General features: G+C 46.7%; 12 protein-coding genes. 11 read left to right on the forward strand and 1 reads right to left on the reverse strand.

Annotation, left to right across the window (positions count from 1 at the left end; all coding sequences use genetic code 11):
* Nucleotides 1–9 precede the first annotated feature (9 nt).
* The 5 genes from PR766_RS14035 to PR766_RS14055 all read left to right on the forward strand — a co-directional run bounded on the left by PR766_RS14035 (nt 10) and on the right by PR766_RS14055 (nt 5,197).
* A complete protein-coding gene (locus PR766_RS14035) occupies nt 10–1,257 on the forward strand; it encodes a styrene monooxygenase/indole monooxygenase family protein (protein ID WP_154635928.1) in 1,248 nt (415 codons plus the stop codon).
* An 11-nt stretch (nt 1,258–1,268) separates the two neighbouring features.
* Nucleotides 1,269–1,805: a flavin reductase family protein gene (locus PR766_RS14040; RefSeq protein WP_006663343.1), complete on the forward strand. Its 537-nt coding sequence runs from the start codon at nt 1,269–1,271 to the stop codon at nt 1,803–1,805.
* A 14-nt stretch (nt 1,806–1,819) separates the two neighbouring features.
* The gene (locus PR766_RS14045) at nt 1,820–2,602 is read left to right on the forward strand and encodes a cyclase family protein (RefSeq protein WP_006663342.1); all 783 of its coding nucleotides are present in this window, start codon (nt 1,820–1,822) and stop codon (nt 2,600–2,602) included.
* A 3-nt stretch (nt 2,603–2,605) separates the two neighbouring features.
* Complete coding sequence (locus tag PR766_RS14050) at nt 2,606–4,219, forward strand: phytoene desaturase family protein (protein ID WP_154635929.1); 1,614 nt, start codon at nt 2,606–2,608, stop codon at nt 4,217–4,219.
* A gap of 81 nt (nt 4,220–4,300) precedes the next feature.
* The gene (locus PR766_RS14055; RefSeq protein ID WP_006658254.1) at nt 4,301–5,197 is read left to right on the forward strand and encodes a SphA family protein; all 897 of its coding nucleotides are present in this window, start codon (nt 4,301–4,303) and stop codon (nt 5,195–5,197) included.
* A 151-nt stretch (nt 5,198–5,348) separates the two neighbouring features.
* Here the strand turns inward: PR766_RS14055 and PR766_RS14060 are convergent, their stop codons facing one another.
* Nucleotides 5,349–6,356, reverse strand: coding sequence for an AraC family transcriptional regulator (locus PR766_RS14060; protein ID WP_006663339.1), 1,008 nt, complete (start codon nt 6,354–6,356; stop codon nt 5,349–5,351).
* Nucleotides 6,357–7,077: 721 nt separating this feature from the next.
* On the opposite strand from PR766_RS14060, the gene PR766_RS14065 reads away from it, so the two are divergent.
* The 6 genes from PR766_RS14065 to PR766_RS14090 all read left to right on the forward strand — a co-directional run bounded on the left by PR766_RS14065 (nt 7,078) and on the right by PR766_RS14090 (nt 15,719).
* Entirely contained in the window at nt 7,078–9,276 is a 2,199-nt protein-coding gene (locus tag PR766_RS14065; protein WP_006663338.1) for a thiamine pyrophosphate-dependent enzyme, read from the forward strand.
* Between the two features lie 8 nt (nt 9,277–9,284).
* Complete coding sequence (locus PR766_RS14070; RefSeq protein ID WP_154635930.1) at nt 9,285–10,793, forward strand: indolepyruvate oxidoreductase subunit beta family protein; 1,509 nt, start codon at nt 9,285–9,287, stop codon at nt 10,791–10,793.
* Nucleotides 10,794–10,803: 10 nt separating this feature from the next.
* Complete coding sequence (locus tag PR766_RS14075; protein ID WP_154635931.1) at nt 10,804–11,226, forward strand: acyl-CoA thioesterase; 423 nt, start codon at nt 10,804–10,806, stop codon at nt 11,224–11,226.
* A 29-nt stretch (nt 11,227–11,255) separates the two neighbouring features.
* Entirely contained in the window at nt 11,256–13,571 is a 2,316-nt protein-coding gene (locus PR766_RS14080) for a bifunctional salicylyl-CoA 5-hydroxylase/oxidoreductase (RefSeq protein ID WP_154635932.1), read from the forward strand.
* A gap of 28 nt (nt 13,572–13,599) precedes the next feature.
* Nucleotides 13,600–14,727 carry a cupin domain-containing protein gene (locus PR766_RS14085; protein ID WP_006658261.1) on the forward strand — a complete coding sequence of 376 codons (1,128 nt, stop codon included), beginning with the start codon at nt 13,600–13,602 and terminating at the stop codon, nt 14,725–14,727.
* 80 nt (nt 14,728–14,807) lie between these two features.
* The gene (locus tag PR766_RS14090) at nt 14,808–15,719 is read left to right on the forward strand and encodes a fumarylacetoacetate hydrolase family protein (protein WP_036959820.1); all 912 of its coding nucleotides are present in this window, start codon (nt 14,808–14,810) and stop codon (nt 15,717–15,719) included.
* Nucleotides 15,720–15,732: the final 13 nt, after the last annotated feature.

The raw sequence follows: 15,732 nt of genomic DNA on the forward strand, positions 1-15,732 counted from the left end.
GAATTCACTATGCGTCGTATCGCAATCGTAGGTGGTGGTCAGGCGGGTATGCCATTGGCATTAGGGCTGCTAGACAAAGGTTATGATGTGACGGTTGCCACCAACCGTACCCCAGATGATGTGAAAAATGGCAGAGTTATGTCTAGCCAATGTATGTTTGATATTTCGCTGCAATTTGAACGCGATCTTGGCATTAATTTCTGGGAAGACAAATGCCCACCCGTTGAAGGAATCGGCTTTACTGTGCCACACCCAGAAAAAGCGGGAGAGAAAGCTATTACTTGGCGTTCTCGCTTAGATAATTACGCTCAAGCGGTTGATCAGCGTATCAAAATGCCCTATTGGCTGGAGTTGTTTGCTGCTCGTGGCGGTAACTTACTGATTGAAGATGTGGGTGTCGCTGAACTTGAACGCTTAGCAGAAACTAATGATTTAGTGATCCTCGCAGGAGGAAAAGGCGAAATTGTGAAGCTGTTAGAACGCGATGCATCCCGCTCGCCGTATGACAAACCACAACGTGCATTAGCACTGACTTATGTTCACGGAATGCTGCCAACCCCTGAATTTTCACAAGTTTCCTTCAACCTGATCCCAGGAGTGGGGGAGTACTTTGTGTTCCCATCGCTAACTAACAGCGGTGATTGCCACATTATGGTATTTGAAGGTGTACCCGGTGGACCGATGGACCAATGGGGAGAAGCCCGCACGCCGCAAGAGCATCTGGCTTATAGCAAAAAAATCATCGATACCTACTTACCTTGGGAAGCTGAACGCTGCCGTCATATCGAGTTGACCGATGAAAATGGCATTCTGGCTGGGCGCTTTGCTCCAACGGTCCGTAAACCCGTACTCACCCTGCCGTCAGGGAAAATTGTCTTTGGTTTAGGTGATGCATTAGTCACGAATGACCCACTGACCGGGCAAGGTTCTAACAATGCCACAAAAGCCAGCAAAGTTTACTATGACGCTATTTTAGCGCGTGGTGATAAGCCATATACCGCCGAGTGGATGAATGACACTTTTGAACAGTTTTGGAAATATGGTCGCCATGTCGTGGAATGGACTAACGCCTTGTTAGCGCCACCAGAGCCACATGTCCTGAATGTATTAGGCGCTGCTCAGCAGTTGCCAACCCTTGCTCATACTGTCGCGAATGCTTTTAACTACCCACCGGTACTTGCTCCGTGGTGGCACGATGCCCATGCCTGCGATACGTATATTCAATCGTTGATGCAAGAAGAAGTTCGCGCTTCGTAGGAGAGATCAGTATGTCGATGATTGCAGAGGACACACTTATGTGCGAGAGCGAATGGGGTCATACCGAGTTTGAATCGAAAACCTTACGCAATTTACTAGGCTGCTACCCCACAGGGGTCGCAGTTGTCACCACGCGAACGCCTGATGGACGTGATGTTGGTCTGACGATCAACTCATTTGCATCACTCTCATTGGATCCTCCTTTAGTGTTGTGGAGCCTAGTGAATCATTCCCCTAATCTTGCGGTGTTTCGTGATTGCCAGCATTTCACGATCAACATCTTGGGAAAAGATCACCAAGAGCTAGCTATGCGTTTTGCCAATCCACGTGTTGAAAACAAGTTTGAAGATGTAGCGGTACATATGACACCTGAAGGGATCCCTGCCTTACATGGGGCGATCGTGACGTTGGTGTGTGAAAACCACAAACAAGATCATATTGGGGATCATTTACTGATGGTGGGGCATGTGCGTCGCATTGGTAGCGAAACCGGTAAGCCGTTAGTTTTCCACAGTGGCACATTTACAGCCTTACATGAAGCGCAATAGGCGCAGGAGATAGTATGGAACAGCAAACTTTGATGTCATTCGCCAGCGAGTTACAAAAAGGCAATATTCAGATTATCGACCTGACGCAAACCTTATCGCCTTCATTTCCTGCATTACAGCTACCCGCTGAATTTGGGCAAGTCTGGTCATTTAAAATGGAACAAATCTCCCGTTATGATGAAAATGGTCCCGCGTGGTATTGGAATAATTTTAGCTGTGGTGAACACACCGGAACCCACTTTGATGCACCTATCCATTGGATAAGTGGTAAAGATCAGCCGAAAAATACCGTTGATACTATCCCGCTTCACCACTTTATTGCCCCTGCGGTGGTGGTTGATGCCAGCAAAGAAGTAGCGAAAAATCCAGATTGGATCTTAACCGTGGATTTCCTACAAAAGTGGGAAGAAAAATACGGCAAAATCCCAAAAGCAGCGTGGGTCTTACTGCGTACAGATTGGTCAAAAAAATCGGATAACCCAGAAGCGTATGTGAATATGCGAGAAGATGGCGCTCATACCCCTGGTCCTTCTCAGGAAGCCGTAGAATGGCTTATTCATCAACGTGATGTGAAAGGATTCGGGGTTGAAACTATCAATACCGATGCTGGGCAATCTTATAGCTGGCCAGTGCCCTATCCCTGCCATACCTTAATGCATGGCAATAATAAGTATGGTCTGCAATGCTTAAAAAACCTCGATCAATTACCCGCAACTGGCGTGGTCATTGTGGCGGCACCACTGAAAATTGAGGGTGGTTCAGGTAGCCCACTGCGTGTGCTTGCGCTGGTGGGGTGAGGTATGGCGACCTTATCAAATCCTCAAGTGATTGTGGTCGGCAGTGGGATGAACTCGCTGATGTGCGCGGCGTTATTGGCGGTGCGCGGAAAATCCGTATTGGTATTAGAACGCAACGACCGCCTTGGTGGTTGTATTCGTACTGAAGCGCTATTTGACGGATACACTCACGACCTACTTTCTTGCTGGTATTCCCTGTTTGTGGGCAGTCCCGGTTATCAAGAACTCGCTCCTTTACTGCAACAGCATGGCTTGGAATTTGCTCAGTGCGATTATTCCACTGGTTTGGTGCAACCCAATGGTAAATCGGTGGCATTAAAACGAGATATTGGTGCTGCCGCCAAACAGCTGGATGAAATCGCACCCGGTGATGGCTTTGCATTTCGCCAAATGGCAGAAAAATTGTTCAGTGAAGATGCCGCTCTGACCTTTGGTTTGTTGGGGCAGAACCCCTACAGCGGCGGCATGTTCAAACTGCTGTTTTCGGAATGGCGTAAACGTGGCGTTGACGGTCTACTGGATTTTGCCAAGTCTGGCGTGGAGAGTTTTCGGCGCTGGTCTGAGCGGGAATTGCAGCATGACTTTAGCCGAGCACTGATGGCACCGTGGGTGCTGCATACAGGGCTAGGGCCTGATGAAGCCAGCTCAGCGCTGATAGGAAAGCTGACTTTTGCGGCGGTAGTGGCGGGGGGAATGCCGGTCGTGAAAGGGGGAAGTTATCGGATTGTTGAAGCATTTACCAAAGTCATTGAGCAACATGGCGGTGAGCTGCGTACCCATGCTCATGTGGAAAAAATCATCACGAAAGGCAGTGGTAAAGCGAGCCGTGCGATAGGTGTTCGGGTCGATGGGCAGTTTATCCCCGCGAGTGAAAGTGTGGTGTGTAATGTGACACCAACTCAGCTGTATGGCAGCCTACTTGATGAGGTTTCCCCTCAAGTGAAGCAACATGCTAAGGGATACCGTTATGGTCGCGGGGGCATGCAAATTCACTTTGCGCTCAGTGCGCCGCCACCGTGGTGTAATCCAGAGTTACGCCATGTGCCATTGGTGCATTTTACAGAAAGTATGGAGCAAGTGTGTTTGTCTGTCACGCAGGCGAATAACGGATATTTACCAGATAGACCCACCTTTGGTATTGGTCAGCCAACAGCGTTAGATCCAAGTCGAGCACCTGATGGTGGCTGGATCTTATGGATCCAAATGCAGGAATTACCTCGCCATTTGAAAGGGGACGCGGCGGGCGAAATCACGGTACCTGAAGATGGTTGCTGGAATGAAACGGTGCGTGAAGCTGTAGCCGATCGTATTCAACAGCGTTTGGAAATGGTGATGCCAGGAGTGACTAACCTGATCATTGGTCGTAAAGCAATTTCTCCGGCAGATCTTGAAAACTACAACTGCAATTTGGTGGGGGGAGATCCTTATTCAGGAACTTGTTCTCCAGATCAATTCTTTTGGCTACGACCGTTTGCCGCTTCAGGAAAAACTAAGGCACATCAAATGGCAGTCAAAAATCTGTTCCACATTGGGGCATCAACACATCCGGGTCCTGGTCTTGGCGGGGGCTCTGGGTATTTAGTTGCTGAGCAATTAGCAGCGAAGAAAAAGCGGTAATGGGCTTTACCAAATCGTAGGCAAGATAAACACAGCAAATATAAAAATCACCACCATAAAAACAACTATAGCGGCAGGTAAATGATGAATAAAGAAATGGTCAATAAGCTAATCGTCGGTTCATGCTTGGGGGCATTGTCGTTCGGTGCCGTTGCAACCGAGGGGGGAGGTCTTGGGATCTACCCTGATGGGCTCGAAAACTTTATGTCTGGCGCATTGCCACCGCAAGGTGTGCATGTGTTGGTATATGGCGGTAATGCGCATTATGACAGTGTTCGTGATGATAAAGGCGATAAAATCCCTATTCCTGGCTTTAGTGTCAATGTGAATGTGCTCGCACCGCGTTTTATCTGGGTTACCGATCAAAAAGTGTTCGGTGGTGATTTGGCATTCCATACCATTCTTCCACTGCTTGATGTGACTGCAAAAGCGGCGGGGAATAAGGAAACTAGCCGTGGATTGGGGGATATCACTTTTGGTCCCGCATTAGGCTTCCATCCTTCAGCAGATTTACATTATGTGCTGGGCTTGGATGCTTATGCCCCAACCGGAAAATACAGTAAAACTGACCCCTCAAGCTTAGGGAAGAATTACTGGGTATTACAGCCAGTTTGGGCAATCAGCTATATCCCCCCAGTGGGCGTTAATGCGGATTTAAAAATGATGTATGACTTTAATTTCCGCAACAATGATACGGACACGCGTTCAGGTCAGGCATTCCACGCCGATTATGCGGTCGGTTGGGGCTTTGGCAATGGTTGGGTTGCGGGTATTGGTGGATATGGGTTTATGCAAACCACGAATGACAGTGGTCCAAACTCCGCACAAGGTAAGGCTCAAGCTTTCGCAGTAGGTCCGTCAATCCGCTATGCTAACCCACAAGGCTGGTTATTTACGGCAAAATGGGAGAAAGATTTCTCGGTGAAAAATCGCCCTGAAGGTTCCCAAATTTATCTCAAAGCGTCCATTCCGTTTTAATCCTATTAATATTGGCAGCCGAAAGGCTGCTGATATCCCTATTGACGACTCATTTCCAAGTGATGGTTGAGAGCATTATCGATGAAAAAAATAACCGCATGGCTTTTTCGCTATACGGTCATTTTAATCAAGGACTGCTTTAAGTTACGCGTTACGCTTTTTTCATACTTTGGCTTGGGCTTTCACCATAGCGTTGTTTATATTCGGCGCTAAAACGTCCCATATGAGCAAATCCCCAACGTAAGGCGACCCCCGTGACGCTGGTGGCTTCCCCTGACATCAATTCGGCTCGCACGCGTTCCATACGCAAATCACGTAAATACTGCATCGGGCTAATGTCCAAAAACTCTTTAAAACCGGCATATAGGCTGCGTAAACTGACTCCGGCAATGTGAGCCAGTTGTTCTACCGTAATGGGTTCGTGGGCATGGGCTTCAAGATACTCTTGAACGCGGCGCACATGGCGCGGACGAATAGTGGCACGGCGCATACCGGAATCTTCCAAATAATTATGCTGGTGTGTGGATAAGAGTGTGACAGAAACCAATTGTTCTACTTGAGTGGTAATAAGCTTATGTTGCAGCAAATCTGGCGTACGTGTAGCGCATTCAATCAGATAGTTCATCAACGTACGCCATGCAATACATGATTGCCAAGCAAACCCTAATTCAAAAACTAATGGTTTATCTAAAGTGTGTCCAAGCTGCCCGACCAAAGTACGTTCTAATAAAGAACGGGAGATGCGTAGCATAAATTGGTCATTATCACTGTTCCAACGCATCACCGTAGACTCTTCAGGACTCAATAATGAGGCCATCAATGGTGTCGATTCTACAGTTTTTCCGCCACTTTCAATGATGGCACTGCCTGATAGCGGCATCTGCACCAGAAAAAAATCTTCGAGTTGTCCTGGCGTGATAGCCACATCAGCACCATAACGTAGCCGACTAAGGGAAATGTCGCCCATTGGGATGTAATGCATGCGAGCATCAAGGCGCTGATGTTGATTAAGTAATTGAAATTGATGAGGTTTCATAACGCGCCCCACCATGGATTTGATCTCTTCAGGATCGGCTGAACTGAACAACAATCGTTCAGAAGAACAGAGTTGATTCTCTATTTGAGGTGCAGGTGCGTAAGGCCATGAGTTGCTCAACATAAGGAGGTGCCTCCAAAGTAAACACTGTAACCCTGATTGGCTTCCTAGCAGATAGAAGTCACTGGCTAGTGGGTCCTTTGAGGGTCTTTGTTGGGATATTTAGATATCTTATTGTTATTTTTTGACGACTTTCGACCCATCACAGGAATCGATTTTGTTAACATTTTATTAAACAATTTTTAACCAATTGTGCTTCGAACATAGCATAAAGGAATTTGCTTACCTAGCTATATTTGTGCAAAAACTATCCAAATACTGCAAAAAAGTGCAAAGAATGTGCTGATTGTGATTTCGGTAACAAACTAAAAAATAAAGTTATTTTTATTAATTCTTAGTTTTAAATATATGATTATTCATATAGTTATTTATATTTTGCTGCCTACTAGTTAATCAAAAAGTTATCTATATTGCCATATTGATTTTAATCAGATGAATACTCTAATTCCTTTCTATGAGTAAGGATTAATTGGAGTTAATGATTGATTAGTGAAAGTAATTAGCCAATAGTTTACTAGACTGAAATATTTACCTTTGAGCCTGTTCATCAGCATTTTTTCATTGTTTTACAATGATTTTGTCCGCTCTATGCACCTCTTATCCACTCTCTGCAAGAATCTAATATGCATGATTAATCATGGATTGACCATTTATTAACAAATGAGATACAAGAAGGAAACACAAAAAAGATAATAACGTGCCGACGTTGACTGGTGAGGTTAAAATGGCTGAGCGTTCGTTTGTCCAAGAAGTTCAAAAATTACGGCAGGGTGAAGGTGAAGTTTTCAGCGGTGAAGGGATCCTTGCGGTAACAAAAGCATTACTGGAATCGGGAGTTTCTTATGTCGCAGGCTATCAAGGTGCACCGATTTCCCACCTGATGGATGTACTGGCGGATGCACAGGATATTTTATCGGAATATGGTATCCGTTTTGAAAACAGTGCCAGCGAAGCAACCGCAGCCGCAACGCTTGCGGCATCGGTGAACTACCCTTTACGCGGTGCCGTGACATTTAAAGCGACAGTGGGAACCAACGTGGCGTCTGATGCATTAGCCAATTTAGCCTCTGGTGGTGTATTGGGTGGGGCGTTGATCATTGTGGGTGAGGATTACGGCGAAGGCTCTTCAATTATGCAAGAGCGTAGCCACGCCTTTGCGATGAAATCCCAAATGTGGCTACTTGACCCACGTCCTAACTTGCCTTCCATTGTACAGGCAGTCAAAGATGGTTTTGATCTCTCCGAAGCTAGTAATACGCCAGTTATGCTGCAAATGCGTATTCGTTCTTGCCATGTTCATGGACAATTTACCTGTTCAGATAACCAACATCCGAAATTCACGGTAAAAGACGCATTAGAGAACCCAACCCGTGATGTCAGCCGTATCGTTTTACCGCCGGCAAGTTTTTTACATGAAAAAGAAAAAATAGAAGCGCGTTGGCCCGCGGCTATCAAATTTATTCAACAGCGTGAACTGAATGAATTTTTTGCGGAAGATTCAGAGGATGTGGGAATTGCTTTACAGGGCGGTTGCTACAACACCTTGATTCGTGCATTAAACCAAATTGGCTTAGCCGATGTCTTCGGTAATAGCAAAATTCCACTGTATGTCATGAATGTGGCATACCCCTTAATTGATGATGAATTTGAACGTTTTTGTCGCAACAAAAAAGCGATTTTGGTATTGGAAGAAGGGCAGCCGAACTTCGTTGAGCAAAATGTGGCGAATATTTTACGCCAACGCAATATCGAGATAGCACTTCACGGTAAAGACATGTTGCCGATGGCAGGTGAATACAATACGGCAACTGTATTGGCAGGACTGCGTTCATTCTTCGAACGTTACGGCAAAATCGAACCTCAAGTGAAAGCGGCTGCTAAGCAGATCCGCATCCCAGCCATTAATGTCACGGCAGTGAAAGCGGATGATGACTTGCCGGATTACGTTAATGCGGCAGAGCCTACCCTAAATGACACTGTACATGCGCGCCCGCCAGGATTTTGTACCGGCTGTCCAGAACGCCCAATTTTTACTGCAATGAAGTTGGTTGAGCGTGAGTTGGGTGAGCACCATGTGAGTGCCGATATTGGCTGTCATTTATTCTCGATTTTACCGCCATTTAATCTTGGCAATACCACCATGGGTTACGGGCTTGGTGGTGCGGGTGCTGCGGCGTTGAACGCGAAAGCCAGTAAGCGCGCTATTTCGGTAATGGGGGATGGTGGTTTTTGGCATAACGGCTTAACGAGTGGAATTGCCAATAGCGTGTTTAACCGCAGTGATAATCTCACTATCGTAGTTGATAACAGCTATACCTCGGCAACGGGTGGACAAGATATTTTATCGTCAACCGCTTTGAATCCAACACGTAGCACTGGCCATGAGATTGAAAAAGCCGTTAAAGGTGTTGGGGTGAACTGGGTGAAAACCATCACCCGTACCTATGACCTAAAAGCCATGACAAATACATTACGTGAAGCTCTGACGACGACAGAAAGTGGTCCTAAAGTATTGATTGCCCAAAGCGAATGTATGTTGAACAAACAGCGTCGTGAAAAGAAAAAAGTTCGTGAGGACGTTTCAGCAGGCAAGCGAGTTATCCGTGAGCGTTTTGGTGTTGATTCAGACACTTGCACGGGAGACCACTCCTGTATTCGTTTATCGGGTTGCCCATCGTTATCAATCAAGCCTAACCCAGATCCTTTACGGACAGACCCAGTTGCGACAGTGATGGATAGTTGCGTAGGCTGTGGGCTGTGCGGTGAAGTCTCCCATGCCGCCGTGCTGTGTCCTTCCTTCTTTAAAGCACAAATTATCACCAATCCAAATGGTTGGGACAAATTGCGCCACCGTGTTCGCGGCTGGTTTATTGGCTTCTTGCAGCGTCGTGATGCACGCCGCCGTGAACAACTGAGTTTTTAGGGGGGCATATGACACAACCTTTAATGACCTTACAGCCTATCAAAATAGCCATCCTTGCAATGGGTGGGGAAGGCGGCGGCGTTCTCGCCGATTGGATTGTTAATCTTGGCGAAGAGAATGGGTATTTTGCGCAAACCACGTCAGTACCGGGTGTGGCTCAGCGGACGGGGGCAACAATTTATTATGTTGAATTATTCCCTGGGGCTGACAACCCAGACACCCCTTCACCAGTATTAGCCCTAATGCCAATGCCGGGAGATGTGGATGTGGTTTTAGCTTCCGAGCTAATGGAGGCAGGACGTGCCGTACAGCGTGGTTTTGTGACTTCGGAACGTACTACGTTGATAAGCTCGACTCATCGGGTGTATTCGATTGCAGAAAAGTCGGCTATGGGGGATGGGCGCGTAGATAGCCAAGCGTTGATTCGTCATGCAGGACAAGCTGCCCGTCAATTTATTCATTTTGATATGGCACAAGCTGCGCAAGAGAGTGGCAGTGTCATCAGTGCCGTTCTGTTTGGTGCGTTGTTTGGTTCGGGGGTTTTGCCATTTAGCCGTGAACAGTTTGAAGAAACCATTGTTCGTGGTGGTGTTGGGGTGAAACCCAGTTTGCGTGCGTTTACGTTGGGTGCTGAAAAAGCGGCGCAACCAGAAGAAACGTATCAAGTGGAATCTTCGCAATTGATTGAAAAAACACCAAAAAATAAACATGTTGCCGTTCTCCTTGCGCGTGTTGAGAGCCAATTCCCTGACCATGTTCACTACCTTGCCATTGAAGGCGTTCGTCGCTTGATTGATTACCAAGATCCTGCTTATGCAGAGTCGTACCTCAATCGACTTCAAGCGTTATTTGCGCAAAAAGGCGGCGATGATCCGCGCTTACAACGTGCTTTAGTTCGTCATTTAGCGTTGTGGATGTCTTATGAGGACACCATCCGTGTGGCTGACTTAAAAATTCGTGATAGCCGTTTTGCGCGAGTCCGTAGTGAAGTCCAAGCACAAGATAACCAATTGCTTGATATCAATGAATTTATGCATCCAAGAATTGAAGAAATTTGCGAAACGCTTCCCAAAAGTTTAGGAAACTGGCTAATGAGACCACATTGGATTCACAAAGCCGTTCGCAAATTAACGCAAAAGGGACGCACGATCACTACCAGTTCGCTTTGGGGCTTTTTACAGTTATATGCACTCGCCGCGTGGCGAAGAGGGCGGCGCTCAACATTGCGTTATCAACTTGAAAATAATCGTATTGAAAAATGGTTAGATGCGGTGACGCAAGCGGCGAAAAGCAACCCTGCGCTAGCCACTGAGATTGCGCAATGTCAGAGAGTGGTGAAGGGATATAGCGATACTCATGCCCGTGGTTTGCGCAATTTCCAAATATTGATGGAAATCGTTGAGCGTCATGGTAGCCAGTTAGCCCCCATTAATTTACGTGAACTGCGTGAAGCGGCTTTGGCAGATGAACACGGTAATGAATTGAAAAAATGCCGTCAGCGTTTGGCGATGGAATAAGGACCGCATCATGAGTTTATTGACCTTTTCTCAACACCATCGGATCCACTTTTCAGAGTGCGATCCCGCAGGAATTGTATTTTATCCGCAATATTTTGTGATGTTTAACAATCTCATTGAACGTTGGTTTGATGAGCTGATTCCCGAAGGATTCGCAGGGTACATCCTTGAGCAGCGCTTTGGTTTACCCACGGTGCATTTAGAAGCAGATTTCAAAGCAATTAGTCGGATGGGGGATGATGTTCAGCTTGAGCTGCACGTTAAACGCATTGGCGGCAAGTCTCTGACTTTACACCAACGTTGCATCAGCCTTGATGGCAAGTTGCGTATGGAAGTGACACAAACTTATGTCACGACATCACTTATCACGCATCAGGCAATTCCTATCCCTGAAGCACTGTATAGCGCCTTAACCCAGCAGCAACCGGTGTAATGGCACAACGTAATTAAAGGAGAAATTCCATGAATATCGTTTGTATCGGCGGCGGTCCCGCAGGGCTTTATTTCGGGTTGCTGATGAAACTGCAAAATCCACAAAATCGGGTGGTGGTGGTTGAACGTAACCGTCCTTATGACACCTTTGGCTGGGGTGTCGTATTTTCTGATGCCACATTAAGTAATTTGCGCAAAGCTGACCCTGTATCCGCAGTGACCATCAGCGCCGAATTTAGCCATTGGGATGATATCGACATTCATTTCAAAGGTAGCTGTAACCGTAGCGGCGGTCATGGTTTCATCGGTATAGGACGTAAGAAATTACTGAATATTTTGCAAGATCGTTGTCTTGAAGTCGGTGTCGAATTGGTTTTTGAAACTCAAGTTGTCGATGATCAGGAAATCGCACGCCAATATGATGCAGATCTGGTGATTGCATCTGATGGGATCAACAGCGCAGTCCGTACTCGCTATGAAAACGTCTTTAAACCGGATATCGATCAACGTCGTTGCCGCTTTGTTTGGTTAGGCACGAAAAAGATTTTCGACGCATTTACCTTCATATTTGCTGAAAATGAGCACGGTTGGTTCCAAGTTCATGCGTATCAATTCCAAGAAGGCTTATCTACATTTATTGTTGAAACGACGGAAGAGACATGGCTCAAAGCAGGCATCGACCAAATGTCTCAAGAAGATGGAATAGCTTACTGTGAAAAGCTGTTTGCGCCATGGTTAGATGGTGAAAAGTTGATTGCGAATGCTGCTCACTTACGCGGTGCGGCGATTTGGATCCGCTTCCCGAGAGTTATTTGTGATAACTGGGTACATTGGACACATCCAACAAGCGGTAAAGATGTTCCCGTGGTTCTGATGGGTGATGCAGCGCACACCGCGCATTTTTCTATTGGGTCGGGCACCAAGCTGGCTTTGGAAGATGCCATCGAATTATGTGAAAGCTTGAAAGCCACCCAAGGTGATTTGCGCAAAGGATTAGAGCACTATCAAAAAGTACGTAGTGTTGAAGTGCTGAAAATCCAAAATGCAGCACGTAACTCGACCGAGTGGTTTGAGAATGTTCAACGTTACGAAAATCTCGACCCTGAACAGTTTGCTTACTCTCTATTAACCCGTTCTCAGCGCATTTCCCATGAAAATTTGCGTGTGCGTGATGATCACTGGTTAACCCACTATGAAAATTGGTTTGCAGAGAAATCAGGTTTACCAAGCGATCTCGCTAGTCAGAAAATTGCCCCGATGTTGACGCCATTTCGTTTGCGTAATGTCGAGTTGAAGAACCGTGTTATTGCTTCTCCAACACTGTTGTATTGCTCAACAGATGGGCTGGTAGGTGACTTTCACCTCGTGCATATCGGTAGCCGTGCGTTAGGTGGTGCCAGCTTAATTATGACGGAAATGACCGCCATTTCTCCAGAAGCGCGAGTGACGACGGGCTGCCCAGGTATTTGGAATGATGCGCAAGTGGCGGCATGGAAAAATGTGACGCAATTTGTACACCAGAAAACAGATGCGAAAATTGGGATGCAATTGGGGCATGCTGGACGTCGAGGCTCTACGCAGCGCGGTTGGGAACAAGAAAACCATCCATTGAAACAAGGCAACTGGCCGTTAGTTTCAGCTTCCCCATTACCTTATTTACCGTCTCTATCACAGACACCATCTGCGCTGACCGAAGCTCAGATGGCAAGCATTATTGACCAATTTGTGGCGGCAACAAAACGTGCAGATCAAGCGGGTTTTGACTGGCTAGAACTGCAAGCTGGGCATGGTTATCTGTTATCGAGCTTTATCTCTCCACTGACTAACCAGCGCACTGATACATTTGGTGGGTCATTAGAAAACCGTCTACGTTTCCCGCTAGCAGTGGTTAGCGCGGTGAGGAAAGTGTGGCCTGAAGACAAACCGCTCTCGGTGCGAATATCTGCGACAGATTGGGTGGAAGGAGGAACGACAGTTGATGAAGCAGTGCTGATTGGACAGGCTCTGCATCAAGCTGGAGCCGATATTATCGATTGCTCATCCGGTGAGGTTTCCCCTCTTCAGCAGCCTGTTTATGGGCGTATGTATCAAACGCCAATGGCGGATCGAATTCGTAATGAAGGATCGGTTCCGGTGATTGCCGTTGGGGCAATCACCGATGCAGATCAAGTTAATAGCATTATCGCATCAGGGCGAGCCGATCTCTGTGCATTATCTCGCCCGCTGCTTTCTGATCCTGCGTGGTTATTACATGAATGTGCGCGCTTTGGGTGGAACAGCGTAACTTGGCCAGCACCTTATGAATATGGTCGCCAACAATTAGTCCAACAATCGAAAAACCGCTAATGGCGTCAATGCGAAAGGGGGAAAAACCATGACTACTCAGTCCCATGAACAATACAGAGAGAATATCGCAGGACGCGCAGATGTAGCAGATACACCGGAATTGTTGGCGTATTACAAGCAGTTAGATGAATTAAAAACAGGTGCGCTCTGGACTGTTGCCAATAAAATTGAGCCATGGCAGCCAAAATCTCAGTCAGTGCCAGTGCTATGGCGTTACCAAGATTTACGCGAGCATGTTTTACGTTCAGTGGATTTAGTGACGCCAGAAAAGGCGGGTCGTCGCGTGATTTATTTAAATAACCCAGGTCGCCAAGATGTTGCTGCTGCGGTGGGATGGTTGTATTCAGGTTTACAGGTGATGCATCCCGGAGAAGCGGCTTCCGCTCATGCGCATTCATCATCTGCCTTGCGTTTCATTATGGAAGGGCGTGGAGCTTACACCATCGTGGAAGGGCAAAAAATGATTTTAGAAGCCAATGACTTTGTGCTGACGCCAAATGGTACTTGGCATGAGCATGGTGTTGAAGAAGGTGGGCTACCGTGTATTTGGCAGGACGGATTAGATATTCCACTCGTCAATGCCATGGAGGCTGGTTTTTATAAAGTTCACCCAGATTTACATCAAGCACAAACCCGCCCAGTTGATTATCCCGTTGGGATGTGGGGGGCAACGGCATTACGTCCGCACCATGTGGGATGGGATAAGCCTTATTCGCCATTGTTTAAATACCAGTGGGGGCCCACTTACGAAGCGTTACAGCGAGCCGCAAAAGTGACGGAAGGATCACCGTTTGATGATGTCTTAATGAATTACACCAACCCATTAACTGGCGGTCCTGTCATGCCAACCATTGGGGCAAGCATGCAGTTATTACGTCCTGGCTTTGTTGGTAAAGCTCATCGTCATACGGGTAGCTTTATTTACCAAGTGGCGAAAGGGTCAGGTTACTCGATTATTAACGGGCAGCGTTTTGATTGGCAAGAGCGCGACATTTTCTGTGTACCGTCATGGATGTTCCACGAACATATTAATACATCCCAAAGTGAAGATGCTTGTCTGTTCTGTTTTAGCGACTTGCCAGTGATGCACTCCCTTGGTCTCTATTATGAAGAGGCTTTGGTGGAAAATGACGGTCACCAAAAAGTGATTGGTTAACTATTTGATCTAATTATTGATTCTAACTATTACGTGAAGATTTCAGTGAGGTCTTGAGACCTGACTCAAGGAGAAAAATTATGCGTCTTATTACTTACCGTTCAGATGTTACCGCAGCAGCTCGCTTAGGCGCGATTGTGGATGAGCAAGTTGTGGATTTAGCGAGATTGGCAGAGGAAAATGGTCAATATCTTCCTGATAACATGCTGGAATTTATTGATTTAGGTCCTCAAGGCGTGCGTGCGGGAACGGCGTTATTAAATGGTTATCAAGGGCAATTCCCAGCAGGAACGGCGTGGCCTGTACAAAATGTGAAAATATTAGCGCCAATTCCGCGCCCAAGAAAAAACATTTTTGGTATTGGCTTGAACTATGTTGAGCACGTTGCAGAGTCTAGCCGTACGTTGGATACATCTAAAGAATTACCAAAAGAACCAGTGATTTTTTCTAAGCCGCCGACAACCGTGATTGGACCGGGTGATGCCATTGAACATAATGCCCAAATTACTCAGCAGTTAGACTGGGAGGTCGAATTGGCGGTCATTATGGGAACTCGAGCTAAAGGTGTAGCGCAAGAAGATGCACTGGATTATGTGTTCGGTTATAGCTTGATGATCGACATGAGCGCTCGTGATTGTCGTCGAGCTGGTCAATGGATTTACTCGAAAGGACAAGACACCTATGCGCCATTTGGTCCTTGTATCGTCACTGCGGATGAAATTCCTGATCCACATTCATTGAATCTGAGTCTGAAAGTCAATGGTGTGACTAAGCAAGACTCCAATACGCGTCATATGTTGTTTAACGTGAATGCATTGATTGCAGACATCAGCAAGGGCATTACGTTAGAACCCGGGGATATTATCGCGACAGGAACGCCTGAAGGGGTGGGAGCCGGACGTTCTCCTCAAGAGTGGGTGTGGCCAGGCGATGTGATTGAAGCTTATGTAGAAAAAATCGGTGAGTTACGTCATCCAGTGGTTGCAGTATAACTTAAGGGGGATA

The sequence above is a fragment of the Providencia sp. PROV208 genome, from assembly GCF_028479465.1.
Taxonomy (GTDB): Bacteria; Pseudomonadota; Gammaproteobacteria; order Enterobacterales; family Enterobacteriaceae; genus Providencia; species Providencia alcalifaciens.